General features: G+C 64.8%; 14 protein-coding genes and 1 pseudogene. 5 read left to right on the plus strand and 10 right to left on the minus strand.

The genetic code is table 11. The features are described 5' to 3' along the window. Positions 1–16: 16 nt before the first annotated feature. The 8 genes from ACN0V4_RS17685 to ACN0V4_RS17720 all read right to left on the minus strand — a co-directional run bounded on the left by ACN0V4_RS17685 (position 17) and on the right by ACN0V4_RS17720 (position 8,018). Positions 17–1,267 (minus strand): Zn-dependent hydrolase, encoded by a 1,251-nt coding sequence (locus ACN0V4_RS17685; RefSeq protein WP_417678542.1) that lies wholly within the window; start codon positions 1,265–1,267, stop codon positions 17–19. Next, positions 1,264–2,205 carry a dihydroorotate dehydrogenase gene (locus ACN0V4_RS17690; RefSeq protein ID WP_417678544.1) on the minus strand — a complete coding sequence of 314 codons (942 nt, stop codon included), beginning with the start codon at positions 2,203–2,205 and terminating at the stop codon, positions 1,264–1,266. The genes ACN0V4_RS17685 and ACN0V4_RS17690 overlap by 4 nt, the downstream gene beginning before the upstream one ends. Then, complete coding sequence (locus tag ACN0V4_RS17695) at positions 2,202–3,026, minus strand: dihydroorotate dehydrogenase electron transfer subunit (RefSeq protein ID WP_417678546.1); 825 nt, start codon at positions 3,024–3,026, stop codon at positions 2,202–2,204. Before ACN0V4_RS17695 ends, ACN0V4_RS17690 begins: the two co-directional genes overlap by 4 nt. 11 nt (positions 3,027–3,037) lie before the next feature. Further along, positions 3,038–4,321: a TRAP transporter large permease gene (locus ACN0V4_RS17700; RefSeq protein ID WP_417678548.1), complete on the minus strand. Its 1,284-nt coding sequence runs from the start codon at positions 4,319–4,321 to the stop codon at positions 3,038–3,040. Next, positions 4,318–4,818, minus strand: coding sequence for a TRAP transporter small permease (locus ACN0V4_RS17705; protein WP_417678550.1), 501 nt, complete (start codon positions 4,816–4,818; stop codon positions 4,318–4,320). Before ACN0V4_RS17705 ends, ACN0V4_RS17700 begins: the two co-directional genes overlap by 4 nt. A gap of 88 nt (positions 4,819–4,906) precedes the next feature. Beyond that, on the minus strand, positions 4,907–5,920 hold the full coding sequence (locus ACN0V4_RS17710) for a TRAP transporter substrate-binding protein (RefSeq protein ID WP_417678552.1): 1,014 nt from the start codon (positions 5,918–5,920) through the stop codon (positions 4,907–4,909). Positions 5,921–6,042: 122 nt separating this feature from the next. Further along, positions 6,043–6,924 carry a helix-turn-helix domain-containing protein gene (locus tag ACN0V4_RS17715; protein ID WP_417678554.1) on the minus strand — a complete coding sequence of 294 codons (882 nt, stop codon included), beginning with the start codon at positions 6,922–6,924 and terminating at the stop codon, positions 6,043–6,045. Between the two features lie 287 nt (positions 6,925–7,211). After that, positions 7,212–8,018 (minus strand): TrmB family transcriptional regulator, encoded by an 807-nt coding sequence (locus tag ACN0V4_RS17720; protein WP_417678555.1) that lies wholly within the window; start codon positions 8,016–8,018, stop codon positions 7,212–7,214. Between the two features lie 77 nt (positions 8,019–8,095). Here ACN0V4_RS17720 and ACN0V4_RS17725 point away from each other — a divergent pair, with 77 nt between their 5' ends. Together ACN0V4_RS17725 and ACN0V4_RS17730 are read left to right on the plus strand one after the other, a co-directional pair. Continuing rightward, the gene (locus tag ACN0V4_RS17725; protein ID WP_417678556.1) at positions 8,096–8,476 is read left to right on the plus strand and encodes a Rid family hydrolase; all 381 of its coding nucleotides are present in this window, start codon (positions 8,096–8,098) and stop codon (positions 8,474–8,476) included. Further along, positions 8,473–9,360 carry a DMT family transporter gene (locus tag ACN0V4_RS17730; protein ID WP_417678558.1) on the plus strand — a complete coding sequence of 296 codons (888 nt, stop codon included), beginning with the start codon at positions 8,473–8,475 and terminating at the stop codon, positions 9,358–9,360. Before ACN0V4_RS17725 ends, ACN0V4_RS17730 begins: the two co-directional genes overlap by 4 nt. A gap of 294 nt (positions 9,361–9,654) precedes the next feature. Here ACN0V4_RS17730 and ACN0V4_RS17735 read toward each other — a convergent pair whose 3' ends face one another. Continuing rightward, positions 9,655–10,491 (minus strand): alpha/beta fold hydrolase, encoded by an 837-nt coding sequence (locus tag ACN0V4_RS17735; RefSeq protein WP_417678560.1) that lies wholly within the window; start codon positions 10,489–10,491, stop codon positions 9,655–9,657. A gap of 201 nt (positions 10,492–10,692) precedes the next feature. On the opposite strand from ACN0V4_RS17735, the gene ACN0V4_RS17740 reads away from it, so the two are divergent. From ACN0V4_RS17740 to ACN0V4_RS17750, 3 genes and pseudogenes are all read left to right on the plus strand, one after another. Beyond that, positions 10,693–11,694, plus strand: coding sequence for a GlxA family transcriptional regulator (locus ACN0V4_RS17740; protein WP_417678562.1), 1,002 nt, complete (start codon positions 10,693–10,695; stop codon positions 11,692–11,694). 614 nt (positions 11,695–12,308) lie between these two features. After that, positions 12,309–12,593 (plus strand): annotated as a pseudogene (locus tag ACN0V4_RS17745) (DDE-type integrase/transposase/recombinase); the annotation flags it as partial. Continuing rightward, on the plus strand, positions 12,594–12,758 hold the full coding sequence (locus ACN0V4_RS17750) for a hypothetical protein (protein WP_417678695.1): 165 nt from the start codon (positions 12,594–12,596) through the stop codon (positions 12,756–12,758). Positions 12,759–13,147: 389 nt separating this feature from the next. Here ACN0V4_RS17750 and ACN0V4_RS17755 read toward each other — a convergent pair whose 3' ends face one another. After that, a complete protein-coding gene (locus ACN0V4_RS17755) occupies positions 13,148–13,894 on the minus strand; it encodes a hypothetical protein (protein ID WP_417678697.1) in 747 nt (248 codons plus the stop codon). Positions 13,895–14,567 lie beyond the last annotated feature (673 nt).

Raw genomic sequence — 14,567 nt, forward strand, 5'->3', positions numbered from 1 at the left:
GGTGGGTGTCATGGGGTCATTCCTCCAGAAAGCGGGCCAGAATGGAAGTGGCGACAAGGAAATCGTCAAGCTCCATCGCCTCGTCCGGATTGTGCGACCCGTTGCGGTTGCGCACGAAGATCATGCCGGCGGGAATGCCGGCCTGGGCGAAGACCGCGGCATCGTGGCCGCCGCCGGAGGCCATCGAGAACGGGTCGAGCCCCTTCGCTGCCATCGCTGCCAAGAGGCCGTCGACGATGCCGCGATCCATCATCGCTGGGGCGGTGTCGACGCGCGGGCCGGTTTCGAACCGCACGCCACGGGCGCGGGCGATATCGGCCATTTCCTCAGCCAGATAGATTTGCATCTCGGCCAGCGTCTGGGCGCTTTGCGACCGGATGTCGAGGCTGAAGGCAGCCTCGTCGGGGATGCGGGCGATCGCATGGCGTTGCGGGTCGGTGCCCACCACGCCCGAGGTCAGGACCAGATCGCCGCCGGTGATCAGGATGCGCCGCCAGGTCTCGTCCAGCCGCGACAACAGATCGGCCATGGCCAGCACCGGGTCATGGCGATAGGCGCGCGGCACCGCCCCGGAGTGGCCGCCTTGGCCGATGCAGCGGATCGCACGATAGCGGAAGTTGCCGCGGATGCCGGTGACGACCGCAGCGGGGATATCCTTTTCGACCAGCAGCGGGCCTTGTTCGATATGCAGCTCAAGATAGGCGCGGATGCGGCCCAGATCCGCCAGCGGCCGGCCCTGCGCCACCGCATCGGTATCAATTCCGATATCGGCCAGGTGATCGTTCAGCGGCCGCCCGTCGCCCTTGTGGGCGGCGATCAGATCGGCCTGGGTGACGGTGCCGGTCAGCATCTTCGAGCCCAGGTAGCAGGAGCCGAACCAGGCGCTTTCCTCGCCGCGCATCGCCACCAGCATGACCGGATGCGCCAGCCGGCCCTTGCCGCCGATCAGCACCAGCAGCCCGGCCACGACCCCGGCGAGCCCGTCGAAGTTGCCGCCCATCGGCACGCTGTCGACATGCGAGCCGATCAGCACCCAGTTTTCGGCGGTCTCATGCTCGGGGCGGCAGAACACGCGGTTGCGCCCGGCGTCTTCGGTGACGACAAGACCGTGGCGTTTGCCGAAGTCCGCCAGATAGTCCAGCACCGCCGTTTCCACCGGCGAGAAGGCGGGGCGGCTGACGCCCTCGGCATCGAGGCTCATGGCGCGCACGGTGTCGAAAACCTCGGCGGCGAGCGCGCCCAGATCAGGGGAGGTCACGGTGTTCACGATGCGCTCCCCCACTGCAGGGCGCCTTCGTCGGTTTCGACCAGGACCGACCCGGTGATCTCGTCGAGAGTGGCGATGCCGCGCGCCTCCATCCAGGTGTCGAGCGCGGGGATCAGCCGGGCCATCACCGTGGGCGACCGGAAGGTGGCGGTGCCCACCTGCACCGCGCGGGCGCCGGCGATCAGGAATTCCAGCACGTCGTCCAATTCGGCGATACCGCCGCAGCCGATCACCGGAATCCCGACAGCGCGGGCGCATTGATAGGTCATTCGCAGGGCGATCGGCTTGATCGCCGGGCCGGAGATGCCGCCCATCACATTGCCAAGCTTCGGCCGTCGCGTGTCGATGTCGATCGCCATGCCAAGTGCGGTATTGGCCACCACCAGCGCGTCGGCGCCGGCCGCCTCGGCCGCCTGGGCCACCTCGACCGGCTCGCCCGTATTTGGGGTGAGCTTGGCCCAGAGCGGCAGATCGGTCGCCGCCCGCAGCAGCTCGATGACCTGCCGGGTGCTGTCGGGGCGCATGGCAAAGGCCTTGCCGTCGGCCTCGATGTTCGGACAGGAGATATTGGCCTCGATCGCCGCGACGCCGGGCAGGCTGACCGCCTCGGCCAGACGGGCGAATTCATCGGCCGAATGGGCGGAGATCGACACCACCAGCGGCGCGGAATAGCGGCTCCAGAACGGCAGGCTGTGGTCGCGGAAATAGGCGATCCCCTTCGAGGGAATGCCGATCGCGTTCAGCATGCCGCCGGGCAATTCGCAGACCCGAGGTGTGGGGTTGCCGGCGCGTTCTCCCGCCATGATCGTCTTGAGCACATGCGCGCCCAGCAGGTCGAGATCGAAGACCTCGGCCAGATCCTCGGAAAACGTGCCCGAGGCTGGCATGATCGGGTTTTGCAGCGTCAGGCTGCCGATGGTGGTGCGCAGATCGCTCATGCCAGGGCCTCCGCAATCGGGAAGACCGGGCCTTCGCGGCAGACCCGGCGTTGCACGATCTGATCGCCGACGCGGAAGCTGCGCACGCAGGCCTGGCACATGCCGATGCCGCAGGCCATCTGCTGTTCCATCGCGATCTCACCGGGAATGCCATGGGTGGCGCCCAGATCCTGCAAGAGCCGCAACAGGCGTGACGAGCCGCAGGTATAGAAGGCATCGACCTCGCCCCTGGCGATCCGCGTTTCGATCAGCGCGCGCAGGCTGTCGACCGAGGAAGAGCCATCCTCGTCGGTGACCACGATCACCTCGGCGCCGTAGCTGCGGAACAGATCGGTCGACATCGCGAGATCGGCGCGCCGGGCCGAGCAGATCGCGGTCAGACGGCGACCTCGCTCCTGCGCCAGCTTCGCCAGCGGTGCCAGCGTCGCCAATCCCACGCCGCGCGCGACCAGCAACAGGTTGCGCCAATCCTCGGGCATCGAGAAGCCGCTGCCCAGCGGTCCCAGGACATTCAGCCCATCACCCGGGCGCAGCGTCGCCAGCCCGCGAGTGCCGGCGCCAGTGACCTTGTAGAGGAACTGCAACCGCCCGGCCGCGGCATCATAGCCGTAAATGCTCATCGGGCGGCGCAGATAGGGCTGATCGGCCTCGGTGGTGGGGCAGAGCAGCTGGAAGAACTGGCCGGGATGGCAGGTCAGCACCTCGGAGGGAGCGGCGAGTTCCATCAGCCGGTATTCACCGTTGACGGGGGAATTGGACAATACCTGGGCGGTGACCTCGGCGCAGCGTGGTGCGGAGGCCATGGAGGGATCGTGAAACATTGGGTTTCGCCTCAGCCGTAAATCAGTTTCGGAATGAAGAGGGAAATTTGCGGGATATAGGTGATCAGCAGCAGCACCAGGAGGTTCACGCCGACGAAGGGCCAGACCCCGCGGATGATCTGTTCGACCGGCTTGCCCAGCGTCGAGGAGGCCACGAAGATATCCAACCCGAAGGGCGGCGTGATCATCCCGAGACTGATGTTGAGCGTCACGATCATGCCGAAATGCACCGGGTCGATCCCGAGGCTCTGGGCGACGGGGAAGAGCGGTGGCACCAGGATCAAGAGCGCCGAGTTCGGGTCGATGAACATGCCGGCGATGAAGAAGCAGATGTTCACCACGATCAGGAAGCTGATCCAGCCCGCGTCGATCGAATGCAGGAAGCCGAGGATCTCGGCCGGCACCTGCGCCAGCGTCACGAAGAAGGAGATCAGGCCACCCATCGCCAGCAGGATGAAGATGATCGCGGTATTGATCGCGCTGCGTTCGGTGATGGCGAACAGATCGGCCCAGCTCAGCGAGCGCAGGATGAAGGCTTCGACCACGATGGCATAGATCACGCTGACCGCCGCGGCCTCGGTCGGGGTGAAGACCCCCGAATAGATGCCGCCAAGGATGATCACCGGCATGCCAAGGGCCCATTTCGCGGCGCTGATCACCCGCAGCCGTTCGGACCAGGGCATGCGGGCCTCATGCGTCACGCCGTCGCGCCGCGCCTGCAGGCTGACCAGCAGGGCAAAGGCCAGGCCCAGCACGACGCCCACCGCCAGACCGCCGGCAAACAGCCGCGCGATCGAGGTGCCGGTCATCCAGCCATAGATGATGAAGGTGATCGAGGGCGGGATCAGCAGCGCGGTCTCGGCGCTCGATACCAGCAGGCCAAGGCTGAACTTGTCGGAATAGCCGGCCCGGCGCATCTCGGGATAGACCATGCGGCCCATCGCCGCCACCGTCGCCGGGGCCGATCCCGACACCGCGCCGAAGGCCATCGAGCCGCCGACCACCACATGCCCCATGCCGCCGCGGGAATGGCCGATCAGCGCTTTCACCACGCCGACAAGCTGGTCGGCGATCCGCCCCGAGCCCATCAGGTTCGCGGCGAGAATGAAGAACGGGATGGCGAGCAGGGTGGTATGGTTGATGCCGCCGACGATCTTCTGGATCACCGCCGGGTCGGGAATGGTGGGGAAAAACGCCGCCTTATAGCCGAGCGCGGGCAGCGCCAGCACCATCAGCATTTCGAAACCGGCGACCAGAAGCAGCAGCGCCAGAATGAAGATCAGGGCGAGGATCATGCTTCGGCCTCCTGTTGCGCGGTGAAGCGGTCGATGACGCCGAACAGGCTCAGCCCATAGCGCAGCCCGAGCAGCAGGAAGCCCGCCACCGGAGCCAGATAGATCAGCCCCATCGGGATGTTGAGCGTGGGCGAGCGTTGCCCGGTTTTCATCACGAATTGCACCAGCTCAAGCGCGAGCCAGGCCAGATAGAGCGAAAAGCAAAGCCCGACGATGTCGATCAGCGCCAGCAGCGGGCGACGCAGCCGCGGCGGCAGGGCATCGCGCATATTGGTGATGCTGACGTGCTTGCCGCGTTCCAGCGCGAGCCCCAGCGCGAGAAAGACCAGGAATAGGCTCATCAACCGAACCGCTTCCTCGATCCAGGCGAAATCGCTGGCGATCGTGCCGCCGAATTCGCGCAACACGACAGAGGCGAAATAGAGCGCGACCATCGCCAGGAACAAAAAGATCAGGATCGAGCGCTCCAGAAGCCGAAGCGCGTTCAGGGCTTTCATCGCAATGTCCTCGGGAAAGAAAAAAGGCGCGTCAGGGCGCCGAAGGGGGCGGGGCCGGTTATCCCGGCCCCGGCTGGATCAGCTTGGGTTATTCGCCCAGGGCCTTGTATTCGGCCTCATAGGTGGCGAGCAGCGCCTTGCCGGCCTCGCCCGCCTTGGCGACATAGGCCTTGGTGGTCGGGCCATACATCTTTTCACGCAGCGCAGCGCGTTCCGCCGCATCGGCGACACGCACGTTGATGCCGGACTCTTTGATCGTCTGCAGCGCCGCGGCGACGGCTTCGGCTTTATGCGCGGTCAGATCGGGGATCACCTCGTGGAATGCGTCGATGATGACCTTCTGATAGTCGGCCGGCAGGCTGGCCCACCAGGTCGGGTTGAACAGGATCACGTCTTCCATCGCGCCATGATCCGAGACGACGAGGTTTTTCTGCACCTCGTAGAATTTCATGTTCTTGATGGTGTCGAGCGGGTTCTCCTCGCCATCGACGACGCCGGTCTGGAGCGAGGTATAGAGTTCACCGAAGGGCAGGGCGATGGCCGAGGCGCCAAGCGCCTTGAACTGTTCGATCAGGATCGAGCTGTCCATCACGCGGAACTTCTGGCCGGCGAAGTCGTCGATGGTGTCGAGCGGCTTGTTCGAGGTGAAGCTTTTCTTGCCGTTGGGCCAGAGCGCGATCGCCACCATGCCCTTGTCGCTGAAGCTGTCGCGCAGCGCCTGGCCGAACGGGCCTTCACGCAGCGCCTCGGCCTTGGCGGCGTCGTCAGGCAGCAGATAGGGGATATCGAGGATCGACACGACCGGGTTGAAACCGCCGAGGAAGGCCGCGGGCGCGACCGTCGCCTCGATGGTGCCCAGTTGCACGCCCTCGTTCATGGTGCGCTGATCGCCAAGCTGGCTTTGCGGGAAGATCTGGAATTTCACATGGCCCTCGGTCCGCTCGGCAACCAGCCCGGCGACTTTCTCGAGAAAGACGTTGCGGGTCTGCTGCGCGGCTTCGAGGTGGCCGATCTTGGCCACGAAGTCTTGGGCTGATGCGCTGCCGGCGGTTAGAGCGAGCCCGGAAATCGCCGCGAAGGCGAAGGAGCGAAAGAAAGACATGTCGTGAGTCCCCGTTGATTTGTCTCAGGCAGGCTCGCCCGGAGTGGCGTGGCTGTCAAGAGGGAAGTCTAAAAATTGAGACGGCGCTGCGGTTTCGGTAGATTTCTAGGCGTTTCCATTTTCTAGGCGTTTCCATATTGCCGGATCAGCGCCTCGACGTGATCGGCCGCCTCGCTCCCCTTGAGCGAACTGTCCCAGAGCCGGAGGGCGATCTGCTCGTGCAGGTCGATCGCCTCGGGGGCAGAGGTGATGAAGCCAACGCCGATGCGGATGTTGGGGCTGTGGCCCAGCCGGAACGGGCTGACGGTCAGCGTCGCCTTGCCCCCCTTGCGCACGATCTGGAAGCTGGTGGAGGGGATCGGTTCGCGCGCGACGCCAATCTGCACCCCGATCTCGGGATCGCGCAGCATGTCGACGATGTGGCGCACCTCCTCCACGGCCAGTCGGCGGCGATGCGCCACCAGATCGGCCGGCAGCCCGGTGCGCCCCTCCAGCCCGTCCCGCATGAAGCGCGCCAGATCCGCATCCGATATGATGGAGGCGAGAAGCGGGCGTTTCAGGTTGTATTTTCGCTTTCGTTCCAGAAGGATAGACATGATGCCTTCGACGTCGTCATGGGTGTCCCCCGGCACGCTCTCGTATAGAACCTCTTGCAGGACGCGGTCGTAGTCGCTGGTTGTCACCAGATAGGAGATCGGGCTGAACAGGCCGACGATCTGTTCGCAGTCCTCTTCGATCTGGCGCATCCGTTCGAAGAAACTGATCGCGTTCGGAACATATTCGATGCCAACGCCCAGCAGGGTCGGCAGCGAAACGTTCAGCTCATTCGCAATCGCAGTGAGCATTTCGATCTTGGTGATCTCGCCCTTCTCGGCCCGGTAGAGCGCCGCGCGGGAAATCCCGAGCCGATCTGCCAAGGCCTCCGGGGTCAGCGAACGCCCAAGGCGATGCGCCCGCAGTCGCGCGCCGATTTCGGCAAAGACAATATCTGTCGAGGCAGTCAATCGTACCACTTTCCAAGCTGCTCAACCCTATCGGTAGCCCGGCCATTCCCGAATGTATAGCCGAAGTCTGAGAATAATCTCAATTTTGATCCGGATCGGCGCCTGCTTCGATTGACGTGACAACTCCCACGGGGCTGTCGGCCCGTTGCCGAGGGTCGAGACTGCGCTGCCGTTGCAACGGGGCTTCTCGGAAACGGCCTCTGCAGCCTCTTGCGGCAAAGTCCGGGCGGAAAATGTCGCTGATGCGGGCGAGAAGCGGTCCATTTCACGCCTCGGCCGTGTAACCGTTATCCCCTCAGGAGGGCGTCGATCACGCCCGGGTCGCGCCGCAAGTGCTCGAACCGGGCATCGCCCATATCGTTGATGAGCAATCGCCCCAGAACATCGGCCTTGACGTATTCCGCCACCAGAAGCCCGATCACCGGGGCGTCGGTCCGGATCGCCTCGACCCCTCCATCGGGATGCAACTCCGCGACCAGCGCTTGCGCCCCATCGGCGACCAGTGTCATCAGGCGCCGCCCCGCAAGGCGGTCCATCGCGGAGCGCCCGCAAGCGGTGAGGTCATACCCCTGCGCCGCAGCCAGGCGGGTCTCGCCATAGATCGCCACATGGACCCTGGCGCCGCGCTGCGCCGCCGCTTCCAGCGTGGGGGCCAGGGCCTCCATCTCGTCATCCCAGACCGAGGCAAAGATGCTCTCCCGTGCCTCCGACAGGAATCCTCGCGCCGTATCGAGGACCGCCTCGCGATCCGGCAGCGTCCAGATTGCCCGCGGGCTTTCGGGGCGCTGCAACTTGTCGAGTTCAGCCTCGACCGTCTCTGCCGCGCTCCCCAGGCGAGCCAGCAGATGCGACGATACCTCGGCCCAGGGGCGCGCAAGGTAGCGGGCGGGCTCTTCCTGTGCCTTGAGAATGGCCCCCTTCTCAAGGAGGCGCGCCAAAGTCTCGTAGATCTTCGAGGGCGGCACTCCGGAGGCCCGGGCCACCTCGTGCCCGTTCCCGGGCCCGCTGGCCTGCAGCGCGCAATAGGCCCGCGCCTCGTATTGGGTGAAACCCAGGGTCATCATAGCGGTGAGCAAGGGAGGGTCGGATGTCATCGGTCATCACTCCGGAGTTCACAGATGGATCGCGGCACACTACACTACTCTAGTAGTTAAGCGAATCAAGGTCCAGCATGAAACGCATTTTTTCGGGCTCCCCCTGGGAGCAGCGATCCGGTTACGCACGCGCGGTTGCCGGGGAGAGCATCATCTGCGTCTCGGCCACCGCCGCGACGGACGAGACGGGGAGCGTGGTCTTCAAGGGAGATCTCGCGGGGCAGACGCGCGCGATTTTGCAGAAGATGGCGGGCATTCTCGAGGCGGCCGGATCGGACATGGCGCATGTCCTGCAGACCCGGCTCTATATCACCGATATCGGTCGCGCCGCCGAGGCTGGTGCCGCCCATGCGGAAGCCTTTGCGAGCGCGCCGCCGGCGATGAGCTTGGTCCATGTTCTGCCCTTCGTGGATCCCGAGATGCTCGTCGAGATCGAGCTGATCGCCGAGCGGCGATGAAGAGCGCTCGGCCGGATGGCGCGGCGGTCGCAGCGGCCCTGCTCGCGATCCTGATGTGGGGCGCGGTGCCCGTCGGAACCCGCTTTCTGGTCGACGGGGAGGCGCAACGGATCGACCCCAGGCTGCTTGTCGCCCTGCGCTTCGCTCTCTCGGCCCTTGTCCTCTCCCCGGCCTTGGTGCGCGCGCGTCCCTGGGCCTGGCCCAACCCCGAACGCAGGCTGCTGTTGCTGGCCGCCGGGCTCGGCGTGATCGGTTACAACCTGCCCGTTGCCATTGGTCAGGTCATGGTCGATGCGGGCACAACAGCCCTCGTCATCGCCACCGAACCCCTCTGGATTCTGCTGCTCTGGAGCTTGAAGCGCAGGTGCGCGCCGACATGGGCGCAGATCGGTGGGGCCGGCGCGGGCGCGCTCGGCATTGCTGCGCTGGCGGCCCCGACGTTTTCCGGCGCGGTTCCCGGAGGCGGCCTTGCCTGGGTTCTTCTGGGGGCTTTCTGCTGGTCTGGCTATTGTGTGGGGGTCGTTCCGTTAGTCCAGCGCCACGGCGCCCTCTCGGTGACGGCTAGTACGGTCTGTTTGGGCTGCCTGCCACTGCTGCTCGTCGCGGCGCCTTCGTTCCCGCAAATGATGCGGATCGAGACAGACGATATGATCCTCATCGCGGCGCTAGCGATCGGCAGCACCGTCCTCGCAACCCTGGCGTGGAACCTGGCGGTGGCCCGTCTTCCCGGCCCGGTTTCCGGGCAATTCCTGTTCGGAATTCCCGTCGTGGGCATCGCCGCAGGTCACATCTTGCTGGGCGAGGTCTTCTCAAGCGGGACCTGGCTCGCGCTGAGCTGTATCGTTTTTGGGCTTTGGCTTGGCCGTGGCAGGTCAAAGCTCTGAAAGGCCAAGCAGGCGGCGTCGACGCGGAGAGATCGCAGGCCGCAGCTTGGAGCTCATTCAAGCGTATCCACCCCTTTGCCGGTGGCTGAACTCGACGTCGGGCAGTGTAGCACCCGGCCCAATGACGTTTACCAACCGGCCTGCAGTATGGTTCGACGTCGCAAAGCCGCCAGTCGGGGGCAGGGTCCAGCAGCATTCGGTTTTCTGTGGCAGCGGTGCGGGACTTTCTTGCGGCTTTCATCTTCAATCCGACCATGCCGGGCGGCTCCGGCATGGTCGGACCACGCGATCGGATCAGGCCGTGATGAAGGCCAGGATATCGGCGTTCAGCAGGCCCGCATGGGTGGTCAGCATCCCGTGCGAGAGACCCTTGTAGATCTTCATCTGACCGTTGCGCAGCAGCCTGATCTGCTTCTCGGCGGCATCCTTGTAGGGCACGACCTGGTCGTCATCGCCATGCAGCACCAGCGTGGGCACGGTGATCGCCTTCAGATCCTCGGTCTGGTCGGTCTCGGAAAAGGCCTTGATCCCGTCGTAATGGGCCTTGGCCCCGCCCATCATGCCCTGGCGCCACCAGTTGTCGATCACGCCGGGCAGCACCGTCGCCCCCGCGCGGTTGAAGCCATAGAACGGGCCCGCCGGGACATCGCGGAAGAACTGCGCCCGGTTGGCCGCGAGGGCGGCTCGGAAGCCGTCGAAGACCTCGAGCGGCGTGCCCTCGGGGTTGCCCGCGGTCTTCAGCATCAGCGGCGGCACCGCCGAGACCAGAACGGCCTTGGCCACGCGCCCCTGCGGCTGACCGAATTTCGCGACATAGCGGGCGACCTCACCGCCGCCCGTCGAATGGCCGATATGGACCGCGCCCCGCAGATCGAGCGCCTCGAACACCGCCGCGGCATCGGCCGCGTAATGGTTCATGTCGTGCCCCTCGCTGACCTGCTGCGAGCGGCCATGCCCGCGCCGGTCATGGGCAATGACGCGATAGCCCTGGGCGAGGAAGAACAGCATCTGCGCGTCCCAATCGTCCGAGGACAGCGGCCAGCCGTGGTGAAAGACGATGGGCTGTGCGTCCTTCGGGCCCCAGTCCTTGTAGAAGATTTCCACGCCGTCTTTCGTCTTGATCGTGTCCATCACGATATCTCCTTTGATTTGAGCAAAAATCTCGCGCGGCAGCGCCGAGAGGGCTGCGGCTGCCGCGGCCGTCATCAGCATCTGTCGCCGTGTGTGTTCGATCGCCATCTGTGACCTCTTGCTTTCGACAAGAGGAAACCTAGAACCTGAGGGGCCCGGAGAGGCGTGGCGTAAATGACATTAAGGAAGGCAAAACAGACAATGTCGCGCAAAGCCGCTCCGGTGGCCGAGATCGGCCTGCTGATCTATCCCGACTGTCAGCTGGCCGCGGTGCACGGGCTGACCGATCTCTTTCGCATTGCCGGCGAATGGACGGGGGAGAATGCCGCGCGCCTGCGGGTGAGCCACTGGCGCGCCACGGAGGACGGGGTGGACTGCGTCTGGGACAGTGACCCGGGCGCGCCGCATGCATTGGGGCACGCGATCGTCCCGCCCAGCATCATCATGCCCGATCGGATGGCGCCCGCGCCGGCGGCCGCGAGCTGGCTGCGCGCCCGGCATGCCACGGGGACCGTGCTTTGCTCGGTCTGCGCCGGGGCTTTCGTGCTGGCCGAGACCGGGCTGATGAACGGCCGCCGGGCGACGACGCATTGGGCCTTTGCCGCGCAGCTCGCCGCGCGGTTTCCCGAGATCCGCCTTGCCGAGGACCACATGATGATCGACGAGGGCGACGTGATGACAGCGGGCGGCATTCTCGCCTGGACCGATCTGGGGCTCACGCTGGTCGAGCGGCTGCTCGGGCCGGCGACGATGCTCGCGACGGCGAAATTCCTGCTGATCGACCCGCCGCGCTCAAGCCAGCGGCCCTTTGCGCAGTTCATCCCGCGCTTCGATCACGGCGATGAGGCGATCCGAAGCGCGCAGCATCACCTGCATGCCCATGCCTTCACGGCGCTGCGGCTCGGGGATCTGCATGGCATCGCCGCAATGACCGAGCGCACCTTCCTGCGCCGCTTCACCGCGGCCACCGGCCACCGGCCGAACGACTACCTGCAGCAGGTCCGGATCGCGAAGGCCCGCGAGGATCTGGAGCGCACGATCACGCCGGTGGATCAGATCGCCTGGCAGGTGGGCTATTCCGACCCGGCGGCCTTTCGCAAGATCTTCCAGAAGATCACCGGCTCGACGCCGGTCGCCTACCGGCAACGCTTCGGCATCGCCGGGGCAAGCGGGGCGCATTCCAAAGAACCGGGAAGAGGCTGACGCTCAGCCCATCCAAGTCTCTAGGATCGAGGGCAAGGCGAGGTTGGACTTGCCCGGAAAAAGTGGAGAGCGTTTAGCTTACGTCCTTAGCTTTTCGCTCGTAGGCGTTGGGACTCTGGAAGCCGGGCGATGAATGCCGCCTGACGGGGTTATAGAACCCGTCGATGTCTCTGGCGACGGCGTTTTCGGCCTGCTGGCGGGATTACGGGGCGACCCGCCAGATCAGCTCTGACTGGCGCTGTCACGTTAATCGAAGTAGGTGGTGATCGGCGCCATTGGTGCAGGCGGCCTTGTCGTGTTAACTGGGCGGTGTGGTCGCCTGCTGTACGATTGGAACGTAGACGACAGCGATGCAGACGCCTTCCATCAGCTGCGCGCCACCGGTTCCGGCCCGCGATCATCGCCCATGCGGTATGGCTTTATGTCCGGTTTATTCTGAGCCTTCGAGAAGTTGAGGAGGTGCTGCTCGAACGTGGCATCGACGTGTTACGTGGCATCGCGTGGCCTATGAGACCGTTCGGCGTTGGACCGTCAAGTTCGGGCCGCCGATTGCGAGGGCCCTGCGGCGGCGCCAAAACCGTCCCCGTGATGTCTGGCGTCTGGATGAAGTCGTGGTGAAGAGTGCGGGCGGGGCGTTCTGGCTCTGGCGGGCCGTAGATCAGTATGGAATCGTCCTGGACGAGATCCTCCGTTCTCAGCGGGATAGCGAGCGGCAAAACGGTCGCTGCTGAAGCTGATGAAGTACCGGGTTTATTCCCAAGCGGATCATCACCGACAAGCTCCGCTCATATGGTGCGGCCAAGCGCGAGGTCGCACTCGACCTGGATTATTGGCCGCGCAAGGGCCTCAGAAATTGGGCCGAGAGCACCCATCTACCATTCCGAAAGCGGGAGCGCGTCATGCAGGGATATCGCTCACCCGGCGGGCTGCAACGCTTCGTGATCATCCATTCGGCAACCTGCAACTGCTTTTCCGTTCCGGCTCGCCGCCGTGCCGCCCTGACCATTCGCTACCATCGGCTGGAAGCCTTCGAGGCGTGGAAAGCAGCCGCCAGCCTGGCCTGAGGCCTGCACCAATGGCGCCGATCACCACCTACTTCGATTAACGTGACAACTCCGAAATGGTCGCTCATCGGCCATCCTCGGGTTTGACTGGGGAAAGTGCTGCGAGGTGATCGACACGCCATGGGCATGGATCAAGGCAGCATGGATTTTCGAAGGGAAAACAGCACCCATCGGCGCGGCAGAGGCACCCCTCTGACAAAAAAGGCAGAACTATCTGCTACTTTTCAAACAGGTGAAAAGCTCCTCGTAGTTGTTCCATTTTCTGCCGCGAAAACTCAATGAAATCAATACCTCTGATTTCGGGTCGCGCAGCGACCTGTCCATTTGTGCCACAAACCCTGTCCGGCGTCAGGCGAGAAAACACCGGCCCGAGGGCCGGTGCGGCGGTTTCAGAGGATGTCGAGCACTTCGCGGCGATAGATCGGTTCGGCGTTCTTGCCGAGGTCGATCCGAAATTCCGAGAGCTGGTCGCCCATCAGCGCCAGGGGGTCTCGGTCTTGGATGTGCCGGGCCAGCTCTTTTCTCGACACATACATGTCGGGGAAGGTGTCGATGGAAAATGGGCAGACATAGAGGAGCGGCCTTACGGGGGCTGGCCGCTTGACCGGAACGCTCTCCAGGTGCCGGTGCTTCAGAAGCGCGGAGACGGTGCCGATCGGGAGGCGCAAGAGCTGCGCGGCCCGCGCGGGATGGACCGCACCCTGTTCGGGCAGACCGATGGCGTCGCGCAAGGCCACGGGATCAATCCGAAAATCCCGAAACCCTGCGGCCTCGCCGTGAGGGCTGCGCAGGGCGAGCTTGTGCAGCAGGATCAGCGCAACCGCCTTCTCGGTGGTGATTTTCGTGCGATGTGCAGCGGTTGCAATGTCGGTCCAGCTCTCCTGAGGAGCGGCGTTCTCGCGCAGCTTGTCGAGACGCCCCATGAAGCCGGACAGCGCCGAAACATGATAGAGCGGCAGGGCCTTTTCCGCGCGCAGGAAGACGGGGATCAGGTCGGGCCGCGTCAGCTGGGTGAGCAGGAAAGGCTTGATCCCAAGATAGGCCGCGGCCTCTGTGGCGTTCAACAGGCCGGAAAACTCGGCCGCGATGGTGGCGAGCACGCCCTCCGGGATATAGTCGTGGATATCGAAGCTCAACGCATTCCCGTTGGGTGTCGCCAGCCCCCATCGAGCAGAGCCTGCGACCCAACTGGCGCTTCGTGATGCCGGTTGCGCGAACGGCGGTGGAGAGCGAGTGCGCGAACTGGCGGGGACATTCCTTGCCGAGCACGAGCGCGCCTCTGGCGACGGGGAAGTTTTTCCAGACGAATTCCCGGACCAGATCGCGGATGGTGTCGAACGCGCGGTCGTCGTCGCGGTAGCGCAGCCATTCGAAGAAGAAACGGTAGCGCGCCCGATAGCGCCCGGCGTCGTTGACGTGGCCCCGTTTCATGTCGGCGAGCAGCTGATGGAGGGCCTCCGGTCCCTCGGCAAGGACACGATAGCCCGCGGCGCCTGCCTCGATCCATTGCAGATCGGTGATCTCGGAGCGTCTGGCATCCGGGCCAAGCGTCATGAGGATGCCGAGGTTTTCCGAGGTCTGGGCGGCGACATGGAGCGGCAGCCCGTCGAGCCAGCCGCCGCCGGGGTTTTCACCCGCGATCCGCGCAATGAGATAGTGTTCGAGCGCCATATGCGGTTCAGCGACATGCGCCGGGGCTGCGGGGGCGTATCGCTCCACGATCCTTGCAAAATCGAAGACGTCCTTGTTGCTCGGGGCTGTCGGCATCGGCACCAGGGCGCATCCGTGCCGGGCACAGCTTCGGATGCT

The organism is Pseudodonghicola sp. (assembly GCF_048268305.1).
Classification (GTDB): Bacteria; Pseudomonadota; Alphaproteobacteria; order Rhodobacterales; family Rhodobacteraceae; genus Pseudodonghicola.